Source organism: Variovorax sp. YR752, from assembly GCF_943372545.1.
This window is the reverse complement of record NZ_CALRZC010000125.1, coordinates 1-23910: the sequence shown is the minus strand read 5'-3', so window position 1 is coordinate 23910 and position 23910 is coordinate 1. Positions and strand designations below refer to the sequence as shown.

The following is a 23910-nucleotide window of genomic DNA, read 5'->3' as shown; positions in this document are numbered from 1 at the left end:
CGGGGTACAGCATGCAGGCCTGGTCGACGGCAGCCATCAGCGTGGCGGCTTCGGCGTCGGCCTTGCCGGAGCGGCGCTCGTACCAGTTCCAGCAGCCCTGCGGATGGGCGATGCGGTCTTGTTCGGGGTAGAGGACGAGAAAGCGCTCACGCACCGCGAGTGCGTTCATGCGCGTGCTGGCTGCGAAGTCGCGCCCGGTCTGGCCGCAGCCGTGCAGCATGACCAGGAGCGGGAGTTTCTCGCCGGGCTGCAGCACCAGGTCGGCCGGACGGAACAGGTGATAGCCGCGCGCGCCGCCCGCGCCCATCGCCATGCCGCTGAGCCAGTCGCCCTTGCCGGGCGGCGGCTTGAGCCGCTTGGCGGTCGCGCGTTTCACTTGGCCGGCCACGCGCTTGCCGTTGCTCAGCGTGAGCTTGGTGAGCGCCTTCAGGTTGCGCTCGTAAGCGCGGGCGAAGAAGGAAGCGGTGGAGCGACGGGCCATGGCGCAGTGTGCAGGCAAAAGCGCCATGCGGCCAAGCAGCCGCTGCTGAACCTCAGTAGATCTCCGGCACGATCATGTTGGCGGGCACGGGCTGGCGCAGGTAGTCGTCGTGCCGCTCGCGTGCAGGCAGCTCGACCGGCGCGTGCGCCACTTCCTGGTAGGGCAACTGGCCCAGCAGGTGGCTGATGCAGTTCAGGCGCGCCTTCTTCTTGTCGACCGCCTGCACCACCCACCACGGCGCCTCGGGGATGTGGGTGCGCTCCAGCATGATCTCTTTCGCCTTGGTGTATTCCTCCCAGCGGCGGCGGCTTTCGAGGTCCATGGGGCTGAGCTTCCATTGCTTGAGCGGGTCGTGGATGCGGCCCAGGAAGCGCATGTGCTGCTCGTCGTCGGTGATGGAGAACCAGTACTTGATGACCTTGATGCCCGAGCGCACGAGCATCTTTTCGAACTCGGGCACGGTGCGGAAGAATTCTTCGTACTCGTCGTCGCTGCAGAAACCCATCACGCGCTCGACGCCGGCGCGGTTGTACCAGCTGCGGTCGAACAGCACCATCTCGCCGGCGGCCGGCAGGTGCGCCACGTAGCGCTGGAAGTACCACTGCGTGCGTTCGCGGTCGTTGGGTGCGGGCAGCGCGGCCACGCGGGCCACGCGCGGGTTCAGGCGCTGGGTGATGCGCTTGATGACACCGCCCTTGCCCGCCGCGTCGCGGCCTTCGAAAAGAATGACCACCTTCTGCTTGCTGTGCTGCACCCAGTCCTGCAGCTTGACCAGCTCGCCCTGCAGGCGGAACAGCTCCTTGAAGTAGGCCTGGCGCGCCGCCTTGTCGGTCGAGGTGTTGGAAGTGGCGGCGTCGAGGCCGTCGAAATTGCGGTCTTCGATTTCCAGCTCGAGCTCTTCGTCGTAGCTGTCGATCAGGTCGCGGGCGATGCGTTGCATCAGGTCTTCGTGGTCGGGAACGGCGCTCGTCAGCATGATGAGAAGGGGCAAGAGTGGCGGGTAGACAAAAAGCATGCTGCACCCGCTGCATGACGGCGGCGTGACGGTTTTGCGGCTGTTTTCTGTAAGCCGACACGCCGTTGTCACATGGCACGAACACCATCCGGGGCACGCTGGCAGCCCATCAACCGGGCGGGCGCCTGTTGTTCCCACGTCTTTTCTGACCACGCACCTTGTCGGTATTTCATGACCTCGCCGCGCAGTCCTATGGCGGCGACGAAGCCGGGCTGATCTGTGGCTACCTGTTCGATGCCGCGGCGCCGGAGCCCGCGCGGGCGATCGATTCGGCACAGGCGGCGACGTGGCTGGCCGACGCAAGCCGTCGCGGCGACAGTGGGGCCTACGTGTGGCTGCACTTCAACCTGAGCCATGCGCATGCGGAGCGTTGGCTGACGCGACACGCGGCGCTGTCGGACACCTTCTACGAGACGCTGCACGAAGGCCTGCCCTCCACGCGCATCGAGCGCGCGGACGACTCGCTGATCGCGGTCATCAACGACGTGCACTTCGAGTTCAGCTTCGAGCCCTCGGACATTTCCACGCTGTGGATCAGCGTGGGCCCGCGCCTGGTGGTCACGGCCCGCACCAAGCCGCTGCGCTCGGTCGACGCGCTGCGCACAGCCGTGAAGGCGGGCGAGGCGCCGCGCTCCAGCACCGAACTGCTCGAGCACCTGCTGCGCGCGCAGGCCGACGTGCTGGTGAAGATCGTGCGCGGCGTCACCTCGCGCATCGACCGCATCGAGGACGAGCTGCTGGCCGGTCGCCTGGACCACAAGCGCGCGCGGCTGGGCGTGCTGCGCCGGTTGCTGGTGCGGCTGCAGCGGCTGCTGGCGCCCGAGCCGGCCGCCCTGTTCCGCCTGCTGCAGGGCCCGCCGGCCTGGATGGCCGAGGCCGACGCACAGGAGCTGCGCGGCTCGACCGAGGAGTTCTCGGTGGTGCTGCGCGACATGCAGGCACTGCAGGAACGCATCAAGCTGCTGCAGGAAGAAATAGCGGCCAACGTCAACGAGGACAACAACCGCAGCCTGTTCGTGCTGACGGTGGTCACGGTGCTGGCGCTGCCGATCAACATCCTGGCCGGCCTGTTCGGCATGAACGTGGGCGGCATTCCGCTGGCGGAGCACAAGCACGGGTTCTGGATCGTGGTGGCGATCGTCGCCACCTTCACCGCGGTGGCCGCTTGGACCGCATTCCGCAAGAAGCGCTGAGGCGCATGCAGCGGCGCATTAATGCTATTTATTTAGTAGCGCCTTCCATAGCATCCATGCGCCCGCGTCAATATTCCAGACCCCCTAGAATGGCGGGGTGTCTTCCATTCTCAATGCCGATCTTCACTGCCACTCCGTGGTCTCCGACGGCACATTGACGCCCGAAGCGCTGGCGGCACGCGCCGCCGCCAACGGGGTCGAGCTCTGGGCCCTCACCGACCACGACGAGGTCGGCGGCCAGCACCGCGCCGCCGCAGCCGCGCGCGAGAACGGCATGCGCTACCTCACGGGCACCGAGATCTCGGTGACCTTCGCGAACCAGACCGTGCACATCGTCGGCCTGGGCTTCGACCCCGACGACGCGGCCATGTCGCAGGGCCTGTACGACACGCGCGGCGGCCGCGGCAAGCGTGCGCAGGAAATGTCCGAGGGGTTGGCCAAGGTCGGCATCCTCGGCGCCTACGAAGGCGCGCTCAAGTTCGTCGGCAACCCCGAGCTGATTTCGCGCACGCACTTCGCGCGCTTCCTGGTCGAGCAGGGCCACTGCCGCGACACCCCCGAGGTGTTCCGCAAGTTCCTCACCGAAGGCAAGCCGGGCTACGTGCCGCACCGCTGGGCCTCGCTGAAAGACGCCGTGCACTGGATCACCGCCGCCAAGGGCATGGCCGTGATCGCGCACCCGGGCCGCTACAAGTTCACGGCCAACGAGGAGTACGCGCTGTTCCTCGAATTCAAGGCGCATGGCGGCCAGGCGATCGAGGTCGTCACGGGCAGCCACACGCCGGCCGAGTTCGTCGAGTACGCCGACAAGGCGCTCGAGTTCGATTTCGCCGCCTCGCGCGGCAGCGATTTCCACAGCCCCGACGAGAGCCACTGCGATCTCGGCAAGCTGCCACCGTTGCCCGGCGCCCTCACGCCGGTGTGGGAACTGCTCGGCCACCGCATCCAGCAGTGAGCCAGAGCCCCGGGCCCGGCACCGACAACGCGGCCAGCGCCGCGCTGGCCCAGGCACGCGCCGCAGCGCAAACCAGCCGCCGCACCGAGTCCGAACGCATCCTCGCGGGCATCGGGCTGGTCATTCTTGCGGTGGCCTGCTTCGCCACGCTCGACACCGCCACCAAGTACTCGACGCTCGCCGTGCCCGTGCTCATGGGCGTGTGGTTCCGCTACGCCTTCCAGGCCGTGGCCACCACGCTGGTGCTGCTGCCGCTGCGCGGCACGGCCCTGCTGCGCACGCAGCACCCGCGCTACCAGGCGCTGCGCGGGGCGCTGCTGCTGGGCTCGAGCCTCTTTGCCTTTTTCAGCCTGCGCTACATGCCGCTGGCCGAGTTCACGTCGATCGTGCTGATCGCACCGCTGGTGATCACGTTGCTGGCGGCCACCACGCTCAAGGAGCAGGTGTCGCCACTGCGCTGGACGCTGGTGGCGGGCGGCTTCATCGGCACGCTGGTCATCCTGCGCCCGGGCGGCGGCAGTTTCAGCTGGGCCGTGCTGCTGCCGCTGGGGCTGGTGCTGACCAACGCCTGGTTCCAGGTGCTCACCAGCAAGCTCGCGCAGACCGAGAACCCGCTGACCATGCACTTCTACACGGGCTGGATTGGCACGCTACTGGCCTCGGTGGCCGTGCCTTTCGCCTGGACCGCCCTGCCCTCGTGGGAATGGTGGGCGCTGCTGTGCCTCATGGGTTTCATGGGCACGGTGGGACACTTCATGCTGATCCTGGCCTACCAGCGCGCGCCGGCCTCCACCCTCACCCCGTACCTGTACGCGCAGATCGCCTTTGCGATGCTGGGCGGCTGGCTCATCTTTTCCCACGTGCCCGACCGCTTCTCGCTGATCGGCATGGCGATGATCGCCGTGTGCGGCGCCGCCGGCGCGTGGCTCACCGTGCGCGAGCGGCGTGTGCCGATCGAGCCTGCGGAATCCTGATCAGGAGCAATTCACCATGGCCCAGTACTTCGAAGTCCATCCCGAGAACCCCCAGCAGCGCCTGCTGAAGCAGGCCGTGGCGCTGCTCGCGCGCGGCGAGATCGTGGCCGTGCCCACCGACTCCAGCTATGCGCTGGCCTGCCACCTGGACGACAAGGACGCGGTCGACCAGCTGCGCCGCATCCGCCAGGTCGACGACAAGCACCACCTCACGCTGCTGTGCCGCGACCTCAGCGAGCTGGCCAACTACGCGCGCGTCGACAACAAGCAGTACCGCCTGCTGAAGGCCGCCACGCCCGGGCCCTACACCTTCCTGCTCGAAGCCACCAAGGAAGTGCCGCGCCGCGTGAGCCACCCGCAGCGCAAGACCATCGGCCTGCGCGTGCCCGATCACAAGGTGCTGCTGGAGCTGCTGGCGCTGCACGGCGCGCCGCTGCTGGCCACCACCCTCATCGCCCCCGGCGAGACCGAGGCGCTGAACGACGCGCAGGAAATCCGCGAACGCTTCGAGAAGCAGATCGGCGCCGTCATCGACGCTGGCGCCTGCCCGTCGCAACCGACCACCGTGGTCGACCTCACGCCCATGGGCACGGGCGACGACCCGGTCGTGGTGCGCCAGGGCCGGGGTGCACTCGCGGTGCTTGGCCTCTGACAAACGGCTCGGCCGCCCCATTCCTCTCTGACACAATCGCGCAGTGGATATTTCCAATCTGATACAGACGGTCCTGATTTACGCACTGCCGGTGATCTTCGCGATCACCGTGCACGAAGCGGCGCACGGCTACGTGGCACGCCACTTCGGGGACAACACCGCGGCCATGATGGGCCGCGTGACGCTCAACCCGCTGAAGCACATCGACCCCATCGGGACCATCCTGATGCCGCTGATGCTGTACTTCGCGACCTCGGGGGCCTTCCTGTTCGGCTATGCCAAGCCGGTGCCGGTCAACTTCAACCGCCTGCGCCATCCCAAGCGCGACATGGTGTGGGTTGCGCTCGCGGGCCCGGCGTCCAATTTCATCCAGGCCATCCTGTGGGCCGTGCTGCTGATCGTGATCGTCGCGGCCGGCGTCAATGAAACCTTTTTCATCAAGATGTGCCAGGGCGGCGTGCTGGTCAACCTCGTGATGTGGGCCTTCAACCTGTTCCCGCTGCCCCCGCTCGACGGCGGCCGCGTGCTGGCCGGCCTGCTGCCCAGCGGCCCGGCGCAAAACTTCCTGGCGCGCATCGAGCCTTACGGTTTCTTCATCGTGATGGCGCTGGTGCTTGCCGGCATCGTCAGCACCTACTGGCTGCGCCCGCTGATGGATGCCGGCTACTTCGTGGTCAACCTGCTCATCACGCCGCTCAAGGCAATGCTGCTCTAAGTTTCTCCTTCCGTCACATGGCTTCGTCTTCTCCCGCTCCCCTGCGCGTCCTGACCGGCATCACGCCGTCGGGCACGCCGCACCTCGGCAACTACGTCGGCTCCATCCGCCACTCGGTGCGCCAGAGCGTCGCGGCCGGCGTCGAGAGCTACTTCTTCCTGGCCGACTACCACGCGCTCATCAAGGTGCAGGAGCCCGCGCTCATCCAGCGCTCCACGCTCGAAATTGCGGCCAGCTGGCTGGCCTGCGGCCTCGACCCCGAACGCGTCACTTTCTATCGCCAGTCGGACATCGCCGAGATCACCGAGCTCACCTGGTTCCTGACCTGCGTCACCGGCAAGGGCGTGCTCAACCGCGCTCACGCCTACAAGGCCCAGCTCGACAAGAACATCGCCAAGGGCGAAGAGCCCGACGCCGACGTGACGGCCGGCCTGTTCATGTACCCCGTGCTGATGGGCGCCGACATCCTGATGTTCAACGCCCACAAGGTGCCCGTGGGCCGCGACCAGGTGCAGCACATCGAAATGGCGCGCGACATGGCGCAGCGCTTCAACCACCAGTACGGCGAGCACTTCACGCTGCCCGACGCCGAGATCGACGATGCGGTCGCTACCTTGCCCGGCCTGGACGGACGCAAGATGAGCAAGAGCTACAACAACACGATCCCGCTGTTCGCGCCGCGCGCGCAGCTGCAAAAGCAGATTGCCAGCATCGTCACCGACTCGCGCGCGCCCGGCGAGCCCAAGGACACCGAGGGCTCGGCCCTGTTCCAGATCTACCAGGCCTTCGCCAGCGCCGAGGAAACCGAAGCCCTGCGCAAGGCGTACGCCGACGGCATCGCCTGGGGTGACGCCAAGCAGGTGCTGTTCGAGCGCATCGACCGCGAAGTGGCGCCCCTGCGCGCGCGCTACGAGGCGCTCATGAACGACCCCGCCGAAATCGAGCGCATCCTGCTGTTGGGTGCCGAGAAGGCGCGCAAGCTGTCGCGCCCCTTCATGACCTCGCTGCGCCACGCGGTCGGCCTGCGCAACCTCGCGGCGGGCCGCGACGGCGGCGGCACCAAGGCCGCCAAGGTGGCAAAGCCCAGCTTCAAGCAATACCGCGAGAAGGCCGACGGCCTTTTCTATTTCAAGCTGCTCGATGCGCGCGGCGAAACCCTTTTGCAAAGCCGTGGATTCGCGTCGCCGCAGGAAGCGGGCCGTACCATCGCCGACTTGCAGGCGCAACGCGGCGCGGCGCTCACGGCATTGGCCGCGCAGCTCGAACCGGTCGACGCGCAACAGGCTCGCGCCGCCACCGAGGCGCTGGAGGCACTGGCGGAGGCAACGTCCACCACTCAGGGACATTGATCCGGCAACGACCCGCAGGCCATCCGCCTACGGGTGCGACAAGAGAGAAGACGGTGCGATCACAAAGGAAGAAAACATGAGCATTTATGTCATCGACGACCACCCCCTGATGCGCGACGCGATCGTGATGGTCCTGCGTCGCCTGCGCCCCGCCGAGAACATCGTCGAGCTCGAGCGGCTCGACAAGCTCGCCAGTTCGGTCCAGCAGCGTGGCGCGCCCACCCTTTTCTGCCTGGACCTGAAGCTGCCGGACACCAATGGCGTCTCGGGCGTGATCGCGGTCAAGCAGGTCTATCCGAACGTTCCGATCGCCGTGTACTCGGCGGCCCCGGCTGCCGACATGGAAGACGCCTGCATCGAGGCCGGCGCCGACACCTATATCGAGAAGTCGGCCAGCTCCAACGAGCTGGCAGCCGCCCTGCGCGGCCTGCTGATGGCCGGATCGGAAGACGACACCGAAGAGATGCCCGCCGCCAACAGCGGCAAGCTCTCCAAGCGCCAGACCCAGCTGATCGCCATGCTCGACAAGGGCATGAGCAACCGCGACATCGCGACCGACCTGGAGATCAGCGAACACACGGTGAAGGTGCACCTGTGGCGCTTGTTCCGCCGTCTGGGCGTGAAGAGCCGTACGCAGGCGCTGCACTACGCACGCACCAACGGGCTGCTGTCGGGCTGAGGCCGCGAAGCTGCCGGCTTGATCAGGAACCGCGCCTCGTGCGCGGTTTTTTCATGGGCGATGCGATAGCGCTTGAGGGCGACCGCTCAACCGCCCGACGCACTCACCCGCGCCTGCGCCACCGCCTCGTCGGCATCGTGCAGCGCCACGCGGAACACGCTGCCACTGCCCAGGCGCGAACGCACGCTGACGGGGTGGCCCAGCACGTGCGACAGCCGCGCGACGATGGCCAGGCCGAGGCCGAAGCCGTCGGAGGTGCCGGCGTGGTCGGCGACCTTGTAGAACTCCAGGAACACGTCGCGCAGGTGCTCGGGCGCGATGCCGATGCCGGTGTCCCACACCTCCACGCGCATGCCTTCGGGGGTCTGGCGCGCAGCCAGCAGCACGCCGCCTTCGGTCGTGTACTTGATGGCGTTGGCGAGCAGGTTGCCGATCATGCGGCGCACGCGGATCGGGTCGGTGAGGAACGAGCCTTCGGTCACGTGCACCCGGAAGTCCAGCCCCCGGCTCTCGGCCACAGGGCGGTACTGCAGCTCGAGGTCGTGCAGCAGCTCGGCGACGTCGACGCGTTCGATGTGCAGGCGCACCTGGCCCGCGTCGATGCGCGCCAGGTCAAACATGGAGTCGAACAGCGCGTTCACCGCGTGGGTGGCGCGCACGATCTTCGGGGCGAGCTCGAGCACCAGCTCGGGCTCGTTGCGCAGCCAGTCGGCGTACAGCGACAGCGCCAGCACGGGCTGGCGCATGTCATGCGCGGCGCTGGCCAGGAAGCGGTTCTTCATGGCCACGGCCGACACCGCCGCCTGCCGCTGCTGCGTGAGCGACTTGATCAGGATGTGGTTGTGGAACAGCAGCTCCAGGCTGTTGCGCGCCGTCTCATGGATGTTGCGGCCGGCACGCAGCAACAGGAACCAGTGCAGCGCCGGCAGCAGCGGCATCAGGTAGCCGTACTGGAACTGCGGCTGTTGCAGGGTGACGGCCACGAGGCGCACCAGCACCGCGCCGAGCATGGTGATGAACAGCGTGTTGACGTAGCGCTTGAGCAGCGGCGGGTGCAGCGCCAGCCCGTTGAGCGGGAAGGTGCCCACGCCGGCCACGATGAGCCAGCTCATGAACTGGTTGACCTGCGGCGTGCGCTCGAAGAACAGCAGCACCGAGCAGCCCCACACCACCGCGCTGGTGCTCCACACGAAGCCGTAGCGGTCGGTGAACTGCTGCTGCGCGACCGCGCTGCGCCCGGCATAGCGCACGGCGTACACGCGCGCGCCCCAGGCCCGGCAGGTGGTGGCGATGATGCCCGCGGCCAGCCAGGTCAGCAGCTCCCAGCGGGGCACGTGGCCCCAGCTCAGGCCGACCATGGCGGGCATGAGCGCCGCCGACACGATGTAGGAACCGCGCGCCGAGCGCATCAGGCTGCGGATGAGTTCCCCGCGCACCCACGACTCGGCCTCGTCGGCCGACGCCGGAGCGGGTGTCACGCTTGCGATCGACGCATTCGCCATGGATGCATGACCGTGGTTGATGCGGCCAAACCAGAGAAAGATGGAGACAGACGCCTGCGCAGGCGCCAGAAGTTCGCGATCTTAACGGCCTGTCGGCCATGGTTTCGGGAAGTAACCGCAGAAAATCCGCCGGCCCCGCGCAGCGGTCCGTCGCGATGCCCCGATTACCATGGCGCCTGACGCCACACACCGCACGCCATGCTGAACAACATCACCCCTTTTCTCGTCCACTGGGCCATCACCGGCATCTCGCTGTGGGTCGCCAGCCACCTCTTCAAGGGACTCAAGTTCGACAGCACCGCGGCGCTGATCGTGTCGGCGCTGCTGCTCGGCCTGGCCAACGCCGTCGTCAAGCCGCTGCTGATCTTCCTCACGTTGCCGCTGACGCTGTTGACCTTCGGCCTGTTCCTGCTGGTCATCAACGCGCTGATGGTCATGCTGGTCGCCGCGCTGGTGAAGGGCTTCAAGGTGTCGGGCTTCTGGACCGCGCTGTTCGCGAGCATCTTCATTTCGCTGCTGAGTATCCTCATCGGCTCGTTCGTGACGGGCGGCGATCCGGCCGAGCAGATCCAGATGCCGCAGGGCGGCAACTGGCTCTGAGCGAGCCCCCGCCTTTCTAGCGGGCCCCACCCGTGCGCGCGAAATGCGCCGCGCCCTTCGGAATCAGTGGGACGACCGGTGCGGCTTCGCGGGAAACCCGTGCGCACGCGATGCCCAGGCAATCAGAAGGCCGGGAAGCAACAGCGCCAACAATGCCCATGGAAAAGCGCCGACGCCCGATGTCTCCAGCAGCACGCCACCGACGATGCCGCCGCCCGCAATGGCGATGTTCCACACCGTGACGAGGATGGATTGCGCCACGTCCGCGCCGGGGCCCGCTGCTTCGGCCGACGCGGTCTGCAGCAAGGCCCCGGAGCCGCCGAAGGTCAGCCCCCACACGGCCACCGCGACATAGACCACCACCGGCTGCGTGCCGGCGACGCCCAGGGCCAACGACGCCAGCGCAAAGCCCGCGAGGGCGAGCAGCACCAGCGAGCGCAGCATGCGGTCGATGAGCAGGCCGCTGATCCAGATGCCGGCCAGCGACGCCACGCCGAAGACCAGCAGCACCGCATCGACCCGATCGGACAGGCCGGCCGGCGCCAGGAACGGCATCACGTAGGTGTAGAGAATGCTGTGCGCCAGCACCCACAGCGCAAGCACGGCCAGCACCGGCCGCACGCCGGGCGTGACGAAGATCCGGCGCACCGGCGCGCGCTTTTCGGCCGTCTGCCCCGGGTAGTCGGGCACCTGCAGGAAGACCCAGGCCATCACCGCCAGCGTGAGCAGCGACATGCCGCCGAACGCGGTGCGCCAGCCCAGCGTGGCGCCCATCAACGTCCCCAGCGGCACGCCCAGCGACAACGCCAGCGGTGCGCCCAGCCCGGCCACTGCCAGCGCGCGCCCCTTGAGGTGCTCGGGCACCATGCGCCGCGCATAGCCCGCCAGCATTCCCCAGATCAGGCCGCCCGCCATGCCGGCCATGAAGCGCGCAACCAGCGCGACTGCATAGCTCGACGTCAGCGCCGTGAGCGTGTTGAAGGCCAGCACGGCGACCAGCGCCGCGATCAGCAACGGCCGGCGCCGCCAGCCCAGCGTGGCCGCCGTCAGCGGAATGGCCGCAACCAGCGAGCCGATGGCATAGAGGGTCACGAACTGGCCCGCGAGCGCTTCCGACACGCCCAGGTCCTGGCTGATGCGCAAGAGCATGCCGGCCGGCATCGTCTCCGTCAGCAGTGCCAGGAAGCCGGTCATCGACAAGGCCAGCAAGGCGGCCACGGGCAGTCGTTCGGTGCGCTGGCCCACGGTGGCGGTTGTGGTGTTCATTCAGTTGTTTCCCATCGTCTGTGCCCGCGTGGCCGGGTGGCCCGCGTTGGCGTTCACCGCAGTGTGGGCGGGAATGCATCAATGAAAAATGGGCTAAAGTTTCAAATACATATGACTCCGCAGTCATCAATCAAAGTCGCTCCATGGAAAACCTGGGTTCGCTGAACGTCTTCGTTCGCGCCGGCGAAACGCGCAGCTTCACGGCCGCGGGGCAGCAGTTGGGCATCTCGGCCTCGGCCGTCAGCAAGGCCATCGTGCGGCTCGAAGAGCGGCTGGGCGTGCGGCTGTTCCATCGCTCCACGCGCACCGTCCACCTGACGCCGGAGGGCGCGCTGTTCCTGGAGCGCTGCCGACGCATCCTCTGCGAGGTGGAATCGGCCGAAGCGGAACTGCTGCAGACACAGAGCGCACCCCGCGGCAAGCTGCGCATCAGCCTGCCGTCGGTGGGCACGCTGTTCATGCCCAAGCTGGCGGCGTTCAAGCGGCTCTATCCCGACATCGAACTGGACATCGACTACGCCGACCGGCTGGTGGACGTCATCGAGGAAGGCTTCGACGCGGTGATCCGCACCGGCGAGCCCAGCGATTCACGGTTGATGGCGCGACGCATCGGCTCGTGCCGCAAGGTGATCGTCGGTGCGCCGGCCTACTTTCGCCGGGCCGGCGTGCCGCGCGAACCGCAAGACCTGGCAAGCCACGCCTGCCTGCTCTATCGCTTTCCCAGCACCGGCAAGCTGGACGTGTGGCCGCTGGGCCTTGCGGCCGGCTCGCCCCCTGTCGACCTGCCGGCCAGCATGGTGACCAACACGCTCGATCCGCAGGTCTGCTTTGCCGAGCAGGGGCTGGGCATTGCCTGCGTGCCGGAGATCGCCGTGCGCCAGCAATTGGAACAGGGCCGCCTGGTCACGGTGCTGGACGACCACAACCGCGAACACATGATCTTCCACGTGCTGTGGCCGTCGAGCCGAAAGCTGTCGCCCAGGATCCGTGTGTTCGTGGACTTCATCGCGCAGCATCTGTTTCCACTGTCGGATGCGCTGGAGCAGCCGATTCGCTCAGGTCAGCGCTGCGCGCCCGCCATGTAGTCCACCGTCAGCTGCGACAGCGTGCGCACGCCGATCAGCAAGCTGGCTTCATCGACGAAGAAGCGCGGCGAGTGGTTGGGCTCGGCCTTGTTCGCGTCGCGTCCGGGCGGCGTGGCGCCGATCATCACGAACAGGCCGGGCGCCTTCTGCGCGAAGAACGAAAAGTCTTCGCCGCCCGTGCCCTTCGGAATCACGACCGGCTTGGCGCCCGGCACGCGCTGCAGGCTGGGCACCATCTTGGCGGTCAGGGCGGCGTCGTTCACGGTGGGGGCGTAGCCGTCGGCTTCGAAGCGGACCTCGGCCGTGCCGCCTCCGCTTTGCGCGATGTGCGAGGCGGTCTCGCCCATGCGCTTGATGATGAACTGGCGCATCTCGTCGTCGTAGGTGCGCAGCGTGCCGCTCATCTCGACCGCGTCGGGAATGATGTTGTAGCGCGTGCCCGCGTTGAAGGTGCCCACGCTGAGCACCGACGGCTCCTTGGTCACGTTGACCTGGCGGCTCGCGATGGTCTGGAAGCCCAGCACGATCTGCGAGCCGAGCACGATCGGGTCGACCCCGCTCCAGGGCTGCGAGCCGTGCGTCTGGCGGCCCTTCACGCTCACCTTGAAGGTGTCCGAACTCGCGGTGATGGGGCCGGGCTTGTAGCCGATCTGCCCGGTGTTCAGCGCCGAGACCAGGTGCAGGCCGAACACCGCGTCGGGCGTGGGCGCGTCGAAGGCGCCTTCGGCCAGCATGCGGCGCGCGCCGCCGATCTCGGCGTTGGGCAGCTTCTCCTCGGCCGGCTGGAAGATCAGCTTCACGGTGCCCGGCAGTTGCGCCTTCATCGACGCCAGCACCTCGGCCACGCCCATCAGGATCGCCACATGGCCGTCGTGCCCGCAGGCATGCATGACGTCGACATTCGCGAAGCCCCACTGGGCACGCGCCTTGGAGGCGAAGGGCACGTCGACCTGCTCCTTCACGGGCAGCGCGTCCATGTCGGCGCGCAGCGCCACCACCGGGCCGGGCTTGGCGCCGCGCAGCGTGGCGACCACGCCGGTCACGGCCACGCCTTCGCGCACCTCGTAGCCCAGCGCTTTCAGGTGGGCCGCGACCAGCGCGGCGGTGCGCTTTTCCTGGTTGCCCAGCTCGGGGTGCTGGTGGATGTCGCGGCGCCAGTCGATCACCTTCTGCTCGATGGCCTTGGAACGCTCGGCGATCAGCGGGTACAGCGGCACGGCGGCGGCCGGTGCGGGCGATGCAGCCGCAGCGGCGGCAGGCGCCTCCTGCGCCGAGGCGCACAGGGACGAGACGGCAAGAACGATGGGCAGGCACAGGCTTGCGGCCGGACAGAATCGGTGAGGCATGGTGAGGTGTTGTCTGAAGAAGAAGGGAAGGACCCGCCGGGCGGGAGCCCTTCGTCCGCACAGCCCCGTCGGGCCCGCAGCCGATGCGCCCTTGTCTGCCGCCCGACCCCGTGAGCGTAGGAAGGCCACCGATTGGCGTCCAATCGCTTTTGCATCGACTGATAATGATTGCCTATCGATGGCCACCGACACGCCCACCCCGTCTTCCGTGCTGCACGAGCGGCTGCTCGCGCGCTTGCGCCTGCGCCACCTGAAGCTCATCGACGCGCTGGCCGCGCACTCGCACCTGCGCCGCGCGGCCGACGCGATCCACATCAGCCAGCCGGCGGCCACGCAGATGCTGCAGGAGGTCGAGAGCCTGATCGACACGCCGCTGTTCGAGCGCCACGCGCGCGGCATGCGCATCACCGAGGCCGGGCGCCTGCTGGCGCTGCATGCGCGCATGGTGATCGACGCCATGCAGGTCGCCAGCGACGGCCTCGCGGCGCTGGCCGCGCAAGAGACGCGCGCGCTGCGCATAGGCGCCATCGAGGCGGCCATCGCCAGCGTGCTGCAGCCCGCGCTGAACGTGCTGCATGCCAAGCACCCCAAGCTGCGCCTCTTCATCGAGGAAGGCAACATCGAACGGCTCACGGTCGGCCTGCGCGCAGGCGCCTTCGACGCGGTGCTGCTGCGCCAGCCGGCGCGCGTGCCCGACGCTCACCGCTTCGTGCCGTTGCGCAGCGACTCGGTGGTGGTGATCGCCGGCGTCAATCACCCCGCCGCGCAGCGCAAGCGCCTGCGGCTGCGCGACCTCGCCGACTCGCGCTGGGTGCTGCCGCCCGCGCACTTCGCAGTGCGCCAGGTGATGGAGGCCGCCTGGGCCGCCGAGCAGATCGTGCCGCGCCCGCACGCCATCCAGGTGCTCACGCCGCAGCTGGTGCGCGCCCTGCTCTCGCAGCCCGACGTGGTGGTGCCGGTGCCGCGCACCGTGCTCGACCAGCTCGACCGCTCGGCCGTGGTCGAGCTGCCGCTGCGCATGAACGCGCCCATCGCGCCGCTGGGCATCCTGTACCGCACCGACAACGCCGTCGGGCCGCTGGTGCTGCTGGTCGATTTCCTGATCGCGCAGGCGAAGAAGAAGCCGTAGCCGGGGCGTTTCAGGCGCGTTTTGCGCCAGGGAATCGCCCTGCTTCACACCCGCTTAACTGTCGGGCACCACACTCGACCCCACCCGCCAGCCCTTCCCGGGCATGGCACGGTTTCCGCTCTGTAAAGTTCGCCGCCCCCGCGCCGCGGCATTGAACTCGACGGCGCGTGCCCGCTCCATCTTTGGCTTCCGTCACTTCTGCCTGTCCATGCCCGTCCACTTCGCCTCCCGCTCCGCCCCGCTCCTCACGGCCCTGTGCATCGCCGCCGCCCTCGTGGGGTGCTCGCGCACCAACGTGGAGTCTCCCGGCACGGCCAAGGCGGCCCCCGAGAAAGAAGTCGGCATCGTCACGCTCAAGTCCGAGGTGCTGGCCCTGAGCACCGAACTGCCCGGTCGCACCGCCGCCCCGGTCATCGCCGAGATCCGCCCGCAGGTCGGCGGCATCCTCAAGGAGCGGCTCTTCACCGAAGGCTCGCAGGTCAAGGCCGGCCAGGTGCTCTACCAGCTCGACCCGGCCTCGCTGCAGGCGGCGCATGCGAGCGCGCAGGCCAGCGTGCGCAAGGCCGAGTCGGCCCTGGCCACGGCCCGCACCGTGGCCAAGCGCAATGCCGAACTCGTGAAGATCGACGCCATCAGCCGCCAGGTGTTCGATGAAACCCAGGCCGCCGCGCAGCAGGCCGAAGCCGACCTCGGCGTGGCGCGCGCCGCCGAACAGACCGCGCGCATCCAGCTGGGCTACACGCGCATCACCTCGCCGATCACCGGCTGGGCAGAGCTCTCGACCGTGACCCCGGGCGCGCTGGTCACCGCCAACCAGGCGGCCGCCATGACCACCGTGCAGCAGCTCGACCCGATCCATGTGCACGTCACGCAGTCGAGCAGCGAGCTGCTGCGCCTGAAGCGCGAGCTCGCCAGCGGCCGGCTGCAGCGCGCCAGCGAGGCCGAGGCGCGCATCCAGCTGCTGCTCGAAGACGGCAGCCCCTACCCGCACGCCGGGCGCCTCACCTTCAGCGGCGTGACGGTCGATGCCGGCACCGGCAGCGTCACCTTGCGCGCCGTGGTGCCCAACCCCGACAAGCTGCTGATGCCCGGCATGTACGTGCGCGCCGTCTTGCAAGAGGGCGTGAACGACGCCGCCCTGCTGGTGCCGCAGCAGGCCGTGACGCGCGCGCCCGACGGCAGTGCCTCCACGCTGGTGATCGATGCCGACAACAAGGTCGAGAAGCGCCCCATCCGCATCGGCCGCGCCATCGGCACGCGCTGGCAGGTGATCGACGGCCTGGTCGCGGGCGACCGCGTGCTCATGGAAGGCTCGCAGCGCGTGAAGGTGGGCGACAAGGTGCGCACGGTCGACCTGGGCGCCCGTCCCGCCAGCGCTGCCATCGCGAGCGCCAAGCCCGACGCTGCTTCCACCACCCTCGCACGCTGAGGCCGACCCATGGCCCAGTTCTTCATCGACCGCCCCATCTTCGCGTGGGTGCTTTCCATCGTCGTCATGCTCGCCGGCCTGATGGCCATTCGCACGCTGCCGCTCGAGCAGTACCCCGACATCGCGCCGCCGCGCGTGTCCATCGGCGCCACCTACACCGGCGCTTCGGCCAAGACGGTCGAAGACTCCGTCACCCAGGTCATCGAACAGCAGATGAAGGGGCTGGACAACCTGCTGTACATGCAGTCGACCAGCAACTCGTCGGGGCAGGCGCGGCTGTCGCTCACCTTCGACGCGGGCACCAACATCGATGTGGCCCAGATGCAGGTGCAGAACAAGCTGCAGCAGGCCATGTCCCGCCTGCCGCAGCAGGTGCAAAGCCGCGGCGTCACCGTCACCAAGGGCGGCAACGACTTTTTGATGATCGTCTCGATGTTCTCCGGCGACGGCAGTGCCTCGGCGGTGGACGTGGGCGACTTCATCAGCAGCAACCTGGTCGACGTCATCAGCCGCATCGACGGCGTGGGCGAAGTGCAGACCCTGGGCACCGGCTACGCCATGCGCCTGTGGCTCGACCCCGACAAGCTGCGCAAGTACGCGCTCATGCCTTCCGACGTGGGCAGCGCCATCACCGCGCAGAACGCGCAGGTCTCGGCCGGCCAGCTCGGCGCGCTGCCGGCCGGTGCGCAGCAGCAGCTCAACGCCACCATCACCGCGCGCAGCAAGCTGAAGACGGTCGAAGAGTTCGAGAACGTGGTGCTGCGCGCCACGCCCGACGGCGCCGTTGTGCGCCTGAGAGACGTGGCCCGTGTCGAGCTGGGCGCCGAGAACCTCACAGTGCGCTCGGTGCTCGGCGGCCGTCCGGGCGCCGGCATGGGCATCGTGCTGGCCGACGGCGCCAACGCCGTGCAGGTGGCCGAGGCCGTGAAGGCCAAGGTCGACGAACTGCAGCCGCTCTTTCCCAACCAGCTGCAGACCTTCGTGAGCTACGACACCACGCCCTTCGTGAGCGCGTCGATCGACGAGGTGGTGAAGGCGCTGGCCGAGGCCATGCTGCTGGTCGTGCTGGTGATGTACGTCTTTCTGCAGAACTTCCGCGCCACGCTGATCCCGGCCATTGCCGTGCCCGTGGTGCTGCTGGGCACCTTCGGCGTGCTCTCGATGGCCGGCTACTCCATCAACACGCTCACCATGTTCGGCATGGTGCTGGCCATCGGCCTGCTGGTGGACGACGCCATCGTGGTGGTGGAAAACGTCGAGCGCGTGATGCACGAGGAAGGGCTCTCGCCCAAGGAGGCCACGCGCAAGTCGATGGCCGAGATCACGCCGGCGCTGGTCGGCATCGCGCTGGTGCTGTCGGCCGTGTTCATCCCCATGGCCTTCTTCGGCGGCTCGACCGGCGTGATCTACCGCCAGTTCTCGATCACCATCGTCTCGGCCATGGCGCTGTCGGTGTTCGTGGCGCTCACGCTCACACCGGCGCTGTGCGCCACGCTGCTCAAGCCGGTTGCCAAGGGCGGCCATGCCGCGCCGCGCAAGGGCGTGCTGGGTGCGGTCGACCGCTTCTTCGCGGGCTTCAACCGCAACTTCGACAAGGGCGCCGACCGCTACCAGGGCGTGGTCGGCGGCATCATGCGGCGCGGCAAGCGCAGCCTCGTGGTGTACCTGCTGATCGCGGCTGTGATGGCGTTGCTGTTCATGCGGCTGCCCACGTCCTTCCTGCCCGATGAAGACCAGGCCTTCCTGCAGGTGCAGGTGACGCTGCCGCCGGGCGCGTCCGATGCGCGCCTGCAGCCGGTGGTCACGCAGATGCAGGACTACTTCACCAGGCAGCCCGAGGTGGTGAGCGTGAACGTGATCACCGGGCAGAACGGCGACCAGAGTTCGGCGCGCGCCTTCGTGAAGCTGAAAGACTGGGGCGAGCGCGAAGGCGCCGGCCAGTCGGCCGCCGAACTCGCGCGGCGCGCCAACAAGGAGCTGTCGACCATCCGCGACGCGCGCATCTTCGTGCTGCTGCCGCCGGCGGTGCGCGGGCTCGGCGCCAACGCGGGCTTCAACTTCCACCTGAAGGACATCAACGGCCTGGGCCACGACGCGCTCGTGAAGGCGCGTGACCAGCTCATCGATCTGCTCTCCAAGCGGCCCGAGGTGGCGAATGTGCGCAGCAACAACCTGGACGACACGCCGCAGTTCGCGGTGGACATCGACGACGCACGCGCCGGTGCATCGAGCCTGGCCACGGCCGACATCGACAGCACGCTGTCGAGCGCCATGGGCGGCACCTACATCAACGACTTCCTGGACAACGGCCGTGTCAAGCGCGTGTACATGCAGGGCGACACGGCCTTCCGCATGCTGCCCACCGACATCGATCGCTGGAGCGTGCGCAACAGCCTGGGCCAGATGGTGCCGTTCCCGGCTTTCTCGAGCTCGCGCTGGACGTATGGCTCTCCGCAGCTTCAGCGCTACAACGGCAGCCCCAGCTACGAGTTCGTCGGCGATGCCGCGCCCGGCGTGAGCTCCGGCGTCGCCATGGCCGCCGTCGACGAAGTCATGAAGCAGATGCCCGCCGGCATCGGCTACGAATGGACCGGCGCCTCGTTCCAGGAGCGCCTGTCGGGCGCACAGGCGCCGCTGCTCTATGCCATCTCGATCCTGTTCGTGTTCCTGTGCCTCGCGGCCCTGTACGAGAGCTGGTCGGTGCCGTTCTCGGTGATCCTCGTGGTGCCGCTGGGCATCGTGGGCGCGCTGCTGTTCACCAGCCTGCGCGGGCTGAGCAACGACGTGTACTTCCAGGTCGGCCTGCTGACCACCGTGGGGCTGTCGTCGAAGAACGCGATCCTGATCGTCGAGTTCGCCAAGCAGTTGCAGGAGCAGGGCAAGGGCGTGATCGAAGCGACGCTGGAAGCCGTGCGGCTGCGGCTGCGCCCCATCCTCATGACCTCGCTGGCCTTCGGCTTCGGCGTGCTGCCGCTGGCCATCGGCACCGGCGCGGGCGCGGGTGGCCGCCAGTCGATCGGCACGGCAGTGCTGGGCGGCATGGTGGTCGGCACGGCGCTGGGCATCTTCTTCGTGCCGCTGTTCTTCGCATTGATTCGCGGCTGGCTGGAGGGCCGGCGCAAGCCGGCCGCCGCGCCGGATGCATTGCCCGCAGAGCAGGGAGCGCAATGATGATTCGCGCCACCCTGCCCCGCCTTCCCCTGCGCGCATTGGCCTGCGCCGCCATGGCCTCCGTCGTGCTCGCGGGCTGCGTCAACCTTGCGCCTGCGTATGAAACGCCCGCCTCGCCGGTGCCATCGGCCCTGCCCTCGGCCGGCATCACCACGGCCACACCGATCGACATCGGCTGGCGCGATTTCTTCGTCGACAAGCAGCTGCAGGGCGTGATCGAACTCGCGCTCGCCAACAATCGCGACCTGCGCGTGGCCGCGCTCAACATCGAGCGCGCGCGTGCCCAGTACGGCATTGCGCGGGCCGACCTGTTCCCCACCGTCAACGCCGGTGCGGCCGGCACACGCTCGCGCACGCCGGGCAGCCTGTCGACCAGCGGCGAGTCGCGCATCGCCTCGCAGTACAGCGCCAACCTCGGCATGACGGCCTACGAGCTCGACCTGTTCGGGCGCGTGCGCAACCTCGGCGACTCGGCCCTGCAGAGCTACTTCCAGACCGAGGAAACGCAGCGCAGCACGCAGATCAGCCTGGTGGCCTCGGTCGCCACGGCGTGGCTGCAACTGGCCGCCGACGAGCAGCGCCTGCAGCTGGCGCGCAGCACGCTCGAGAGCCAGCGCAAGTCCTTCGAGCTGGTGCAGCGCAGCCATGCGCTGGGTGCGCAGTCGGGCCTGGCGCTGGCGCAATCGCAAAGCACCGTCGATGCCGCGCGCGCCGACGCCGCGGCCTTCGACAGCCAGGTCGAGCAGGACCGCAACGCGCTCGCGCTGCTGGTTGGCACCACGCCGCCGCCCGAACTGCTGCCGACCGCCGCGACGACCGCCGACGTGGCGCAACTGCTCGTGCCGCCGGCCGGCCTGTCGTCGAACGTGCTGCAGCAGCGACCCGACGTGCGCGCCGCCGAACACGCGCTGCGCGCGAGCAATGCCGACATCGGCGCAGCGCGCGCGGCTTTCTTCCCGCGCATCGCGCTCACCGCCTCAGCCGGCACCGCGAGCAGCACGCTCTCGGGCCTGTTCACCAGCGGCAGCAAGGCCTGGAGCTTCGCGCCGTCGATCAGCGTGCCGATCTTCGACGGCGGCGCCAACCGCGCCAACCTGCAGGTGGCGCAGGCGCAGCAGAAGATCCAGATCGCCACCTACGAAAAGGCCGTGCAGACCGCCTTCCGCGAAGTGGCCGACGCCCTGGCCGAACGCCGCACGCTGGCCGAACGCCTCGACGCACAGCGCTCGCTGCGCGCCGCCACCGCGCGCAGCTTCGAGCTCTCGCAGTCGCTCTTCAAGAGCGGTGCCGCCAACTACCTCGACGTGCTCGACGCGCAGCGCAGCGACTATGCGGCGCAGCAGACGCTCATCGGTCTGCAGCTCACGGAGCAGACGAACCGGCTGGCGATCTACAAGGCGCTGGGGGGTGGGTGGAGCGAGGCGTCCGGGGCCGCACCGCAGCCCTCGCAAGGCGAATGACGCGCCACCGCCCTACGCCCCCGCCACCGCATACGGCGTGAACCTGCTTTCGTTCTCGTTCACATCCAGCGCCCGCCCGATGAACGGGAACGCCCGCTGCGGGCAGGCCACGCGCTCGCAGACCTTGCAGCCCATGCCGATGGGCGTGGGCACGTCGGGGTCCTTCAGGTCGAGGCCCTTGGCGTAGACCAGGCGCGGGGCGTGGCGGATGTCGCAGCCCAGGCCGATCGAGAAGGTCTTGCTCGGTGAGCCGAAGCCGCGCTGGCCGTGCGACACGGTGCGCGCGATCCACAGGTAGGCGCGGCCGTCGGGCATGCGCGCCAGCTGCGGCAGCACGCGGCCGGGCTGCGCAAAGGCCTCGTACACGTTCCACAGCGGGCAGGTGCCGCCGGTCTTCGAGAAGTGGAAGTGCGTGGCCGATTGCCGCTTGGAGATGTTGCCCGCCCGGTCCACGCGGATGAAGAAGAAGGGCACGCCCGACGCGCCCGGGCGCTGCATGCTGCTCAGGCGGTGGCACACGGTTTCGAAGCCGACGCCGAACTGGCGCGCGAGCAGGTCGATGTCGTAGCGCAGCGCCTCAGCCGCCTGCAGGAACGGGCCATACGGCAACAGCACGGCCGCCGCGAAGTAGTTGGCCAGCCCGATGCGCGCGAGCGCGTGGGCCGGCGCGTCGCCGAAATCGGCCTGCGCGACCAGCGATTCGATGAGCACGGCCTGCTCGAGCAGCGCGAGCTGCGTGGCCAGCTGGAAGGCCTGCTGGCCCGGCTCCAGGCCGGCCGACAAACGCAGCACGCGGCTGGCTGGGTCGTAGCGGCGCTGGCTGTCGAGCGCGCCCGCGGCTTCGTCGTCCGGCACCACGCGCACGCCGTGCACCTTCAGAAGCCGCTGCTGGAGCCATTCGGCGAGCGGTCCGCCGTGCGCGCGGGCCTCGGCGGCGAGCGATTCGGCGGCCGTGTCGAGCGGGTCGAAATGGTTCTGGTGCGCAAAGAAGAAGTCGCGCACCACCTCGAAGGGCATCGGCCGGCTGCGCGAGATGTCGCCGCGCCCGTCGCCCAGTTCGGCGGCCATGAGCTCCAGCCGCTCCTGCGCCTCCTGGTGGCGGCGGTGCAAGGCGAGCAGCGCGCGCGCCACGGCGGGCATCTGCGACGCCACCTCGCGCAGCTCGGGCAGCGCGACGGCCTCGCCGCCGGGGTTGTCCGCCAGCGCCTCGCGCATGCTGGCCACGAGCCGCGCCTCTTCGTCGTCAGAGAACTGCTGCACATCGACGCCGAGCGTCTTGCTGATGCGCAGCAGCACGGCCACGGTGAGCGGACGCTGGTTCTGCTCGATCTGGTTCAGGTAGCTCGGCGACAGGCCGAGCATCTGCGCCAGCGCCACCTGCGTGAGGCCGCGTTCGGCGCGCAGCGTGCGCAGGCGCACGCCCATGAAGGTCTTGCTCATCGGGTCACCTCGTGGGTCTTTGTGATATTCGCAATATTTGCAAAATCGGCCGTCTTCATTCGCAATGATTCGCCAATTCAGTCCTTCATTATGGGCGTTCGATTGCGTAAATTGCGAAGCATGACCCACCGCTCTGCCGCCATCGAACTGACCGACATCGTGTTCCCCGCGCACGCCAACCACTACGGCACGCTGTTCGGCGGCAACGCCCTGCTGCTGATGTCGAAGGCCGCCTTCCTCGCCGCGCGCGCCTTCGCCAAGTCCGACGTGGTCATGGCCAGCCTGGGCGACGCGCAGTTTTTGGCGCCCGTGCCGGTCGGCCACGTGCTGCGCCTGCGGGCCTGGGTGACGCGCGCCGGGCGCAGCTCGCTCACGGTCTGCGTCACCGGCGCGGCCGAGCCGCCGGACGGCGAGCCCCGCCCCTCTTTGAAAGGCCTGTTCGAGATGGTGGCCGTCGACGGCCGTGGCCGTCCGGCGCGCCTGCGCCACGCCTACCTGCACCCCGTGCCCACAGACAAGGAACCCGCATGAACGACACCGCCACCCCCACCGGCTTCAAGCCCAAGAAATCCGTCGCCCTGTCGGGCGTGACCGCCGGCAACACGGCGCTGTGCACCGTGGGCCGCACCGGCAACGACCTGCACTACCGCGGCTACGACATCCTGGACATCGCCGAGGTCTGCGAGTTCGAGGAAATCGCGCACCTGCTGGTGCACGGCAAGCTGCCCACGTCCGCCGAACTGCGCGCCTACAAGGCCAAGCTCAAGGCCATGCGCGGCCTGCCCGCGAGCCTGAAGGAAGCGCTGGAGCAACTGCCCGCCAGCGCGCACCCGATGGACGTGATGCGCACCGGTGTCTCGTCGCTGGGCTGCCTGCTGCCCGAGAAGGAAGACCACAACCTGCCCGGCGCGCGCGACATCGCCGACCGTCTCATGGCCTCGCTCGGCTCGATGCTGCTGTACTGGTACCACTGGTCGACACAGGGCCGGCGCATCGAAGTGGAAACCGACGACGACTCCATCGGCGCGCACTTCCTGCATCTGTTGCACGGCCGCAAGCCCAGCCCGCAGTGGGAGCGCGCGATGCACACCTCGCTCAACCTGTATGCCGAGCACGAGTTCAACGCCTCCACCTTCACGGCGCGCGTGGTCGCGGGCACGGGCTCCGACGTGTATTCGGCCATCACCGGCGCCATCGGTGCGCTGCGCGGCCCCAAGCACGGCGGCGCGAACGAGGTGGCCTTCGAGATCCAGAAGCGCTACGACGCGCCCGACGAAGCCGAGGCCGACATCCGCCGCCGCGTCGCCGCCAAGGAAGTCGTGATCGGCTTCGGCCACCCGGTCTACACCGTGAGCGATCCGCGCAACGTGGTCATCAAGGGCGTGGCGCGCACGCTGTCGCAGGAAGCCGGCTCGACCAAGATGTTCGACATCGCCGAGCGGCTCGAGGCCGTGATGTGGGACGTGAAG

21 protein-coding genes are annotated in these 23910 nt (G+C 68.5%); 15 read left to right on the top strand and 6 right to left on the bottom strand.

Annotated elements, in window-relative coordinates:
• Together AAG801_RS25095 and ppk2 are read right to left on the bottom strand one after the other, a co-directional pair.
• On the bottom strand, positions 1-481 hold a 481-nt coding region (locus AAG801_RS25095), incomplete at its 3' end, for a PHB depolymerase family esterase (protein WP_341890814.1).
• Positions 482-533: 52 nt separating this feature from the next.
• Positions 534-1457, bottom strand: a complete 924-nt coding sequence (gene ppk2, locus AAG801_RS25090) for a polyphosphate kinase 2 (RefSeq protein ID WP_341890815.1) — start codon at positions 1455-1457, stop codon at positions 534-536.
• A gap of 197 nt (positions 1458-1654) precedes the next feature.
• On the opposite strand from ppk2, the gene AAG801_RS25085 reads away from it, so the two are divergent.
• The 7 genes from AAG801_RS25085 to AAG801_RS25055 all read left to right on the top strand — a co-directional run bounded on the left by AAG801_RS25085 (position 1655) and on the right by AAG801_RS25055 (position 8013).
• A complete protein-coding gene (locus AAG801_RS25085) occupies positions 1655-2689 on the top strand; it encodes a transporter (RefSeq protein ID WP_341890813.1) in 1035 nt (344 codons plus the stop codon).
• A gap of 97 nt (positions 2690-2786) precedes the next feature.
• On the top strand, positions 2787-3644 hold the full coding sequence (locus AAG801_RS25080; RefSeq protein ID WP_101489238.1) for a 3',5'-nucleoside bisphosphate phosphatase: 858 nt from the start codon (positions 2787-2789) through the stop codon (positions 3642-3644).
• Complete coding sequence (locus AAG801_RS25075) at positions 3641-4618, top strand: DMT family transporter (protein ID WP_341890812.1); 978 nt, start codon at positions 3641-3643, stop codon at positions 4616-4618. The genes AAG801_RS25080 and AAG801_RS25075 overlap by 4 nt, the downstream gene beginning before the upstream one ends.
• Before the next feature lie 16 nt (positions 4619-4634).
• On the top strand, positions 4635-5270 hold the full coding sequence (locus AAG801_RS25070) for an L-threonylcarbamoyladenylate synthase (RefSeq protein ID WP_099791921.1): 636 nt from the start codon (positions 4635-4637) through the stop codon (positions 5268-5270).
• 43 nt (positions 5271-5313) lie between these two features.
• On the top strand, positions 5314-5985 hold the full coding sequence (locus tag AAG801_RS25065) for a site-2 protease family protein (protein ID WP_101489235.1): 672 nt from the start codon (positions 5314-5316) through the stop codon (positions 5983-5985).
• A 17-nt stretch (positions 5986-6002) separates the two neighbouring features.
• Entirely contained in the window at positions 6003-7334 is a 1332-nt protein-coding gene (locus AAG801_RS25060; protein ID WP_341890811.1) for a tryptophan--tRNA ligase, read from the top strand.
• 76 nt (positions 7335-7410) lie between these two features.
• Positions 7411-8013: a response regulator transcription factor gene (locus AAG801_RS25055; protein ID WP_056578680.1), complete on the top strand. Its 603-nt coding sequence runs from the start codon at positions 7411-7413 to the stop codon at positions 8011-8013.
• A gap of 86 nt (positions 8014-8099) precedes the next feature.
• Here AAG801_RS25055 and AAG801_RS25050 read toward each other — a convergent pair whose 3' ends face one another.
• Positions 8100-9491: a HAMP domain-containing sensor histidine kinase gene (locus tag AAG801_RS25050; protein WP_341890810.1), complete on the bottom strand. Its 1392-nt coding sequence runs from the start codon at positions 9489-9491 to the stop codon at positions 8100-8102.
• A gap of 222 nt (positions 9492-9713) precedes the next feature.
• On the opposite strand from AAG801_RS25050, the gene AAG801_RS25045 reads away from it, so the two are divergent.
• Positions 9714-10115: a phage holin family protein gene (locus AAG801_RS25045; RefSeq protein WP_101489232.1), complete on the top strand. Its 402-nt coding sequence runs from the start codon at positions 9714-9716 to the stop codon at positions 10113-10115.
• A gap of 63 nt (positions 10116-10178) precedes the next feature.
• On the opposite strand, the gene AAG801_RS25040 is transcribed toward AAG801_RS25045, so the two are convergent.
• Positions 10179-11381, bottom strand: a complete 1203-nt coding sequence (locus AAG801_RS25040; protein WP_341890809.1) for an MFS transporter — start codon at positions 11379-11381, stop codon at positions 10179-10181.
• 143 nt (positions 11382-11524) lie between these two features.
• Between AAG801_RS25040 and AAG801_RS25035 the strand changes: the two genes are divergently transcribed.
• Positions 11525-12466 carry a LysR family transcriptional regulator gene (locus tag AAG801_RS25035; RefSeq protein ID WP_341890808.1) on the top strand — a complete coding sequence of 314 codons (942 nt, stop codon included), beginning with the start codon at positions 11525-11527 and terminating at the stop codon, positions 12464-12466.
• Here the strand turns inward: AAG801_RS25035 and AAG801_RS25030 are convergent.
• Positions 12442-13812, bottom strand: coding sequence for an amidohydrolase (locus AAG801_RS25030; RefSeq protein WP_341890807.1), 1371 nt, complete (start codon positions 13810-13812; stop codon positions 12442-12444). The two genes, AAG801_RS25035 and AAG801_RS25030, sit on opposite strands and share 25 nt — an antisense overlap.
• 178 nt (positions 13813-13990) lie before the next feature.
• Here AAG801_RS25030 and AAG801_RS25025 point away from each other — a divergent pair, with 178 nt between their 5' ends.
• The 4 genes from AAG801_RS25025 to AAG801_RS25010 all read left to right on the top strand — a co-directional run bounded on the left by AAG801_RS25025 (position 13991) and on the right by AAG801_RS25010 (position 21001).
• Complete coding sequence (locus AAG801_RS25025) at positions 13991-14941, top strand: LysR substrate-binding domain-containing protein (RefSeq protein WP_341890806.1); 951 nt, start codon at positions 13991-13993, stop codon at positions 14939-14941.
• Positions 14942-15149: 208 nt separating this feature from the next.
• Entirely contained in the window at positions 15150-16370 is a 1221-nt protein-coding gene (locus AAG801_RS25020) for an efflux RND transporter periplasmic adaptor subunit (protein ID WP_341890805.1), read from the top strand.
• Positions 16371-16379: 9 nt separating this feature from the next.
• On the top strand, positions 16380-19541 hold the full coding sequence (locus AAG801_RS25015; protein WP_341890804.1) for an efflux RND transporter permease subunit: 3162 nt from the start codon (positions 16380-16382) through the stop codon (positions 19539-19541).
• Positions 19541-21001, top strand: coding sequence for an efflux transporter outer membrane subunit (locus tag AAG801_RS25010; RefSeq protein WP_341890803.1), 1461 nt, complete (start codon positions 19541-19543; stop codon positions 20999-21001). The genes AAG801_RS25015 and AAG801_RS25010 overlap by 1 nt, the downstream gene beginning before the upstream one ends.
• Before the next feature lie 12 nt (positions 21002-21013).
• On the opposite strand, the gene AAG801_RS25005 is transcribed toward AAG801_RS25010, so the two are convergent.
• Positions 21014-22441 carry a short-chain fatty acyl-CoA regulator family protein gene (locus tag AAG801_RS25005; RefSeq protein WP_341890802.1) on the bottom strand — a complete coding sequence of 476 codons (1428 nt, stop codon included), beginning with the start codon at positions 22439-22441 and terminating at the stop codon, positions 21014-21016.
• A 120-nt stretch (positions 22442-22561) separates the two neighbouring features.
• On the opposite strand from AAG801_RS25005, the gene AAG801_RS25000 reads away from it, so the two are divergent.
• Both AAG801_RS25000 and prpC read left to right on the top strand, forming a co-directional pair.
• Entirely contained in the window at positions 22562-22972 is a 411-nt protein-coding gene (locus AAG801_RS25000; RefSeq protein ID WP_101489224.1) for an acyl-CoA thioesterase, read from the top strand.
• Positions 22969-23910 (top strand): 2-methylcitrate synthase (gene prpC / locus AAG801_RS24995; RefSeq protein ID WP_341890801.1); only part of this gene is annotated, 942 nt, incomplete at its 3' end. The genes AAG801_RS25000 and prpC, both read left to right, overlap by 4 nt.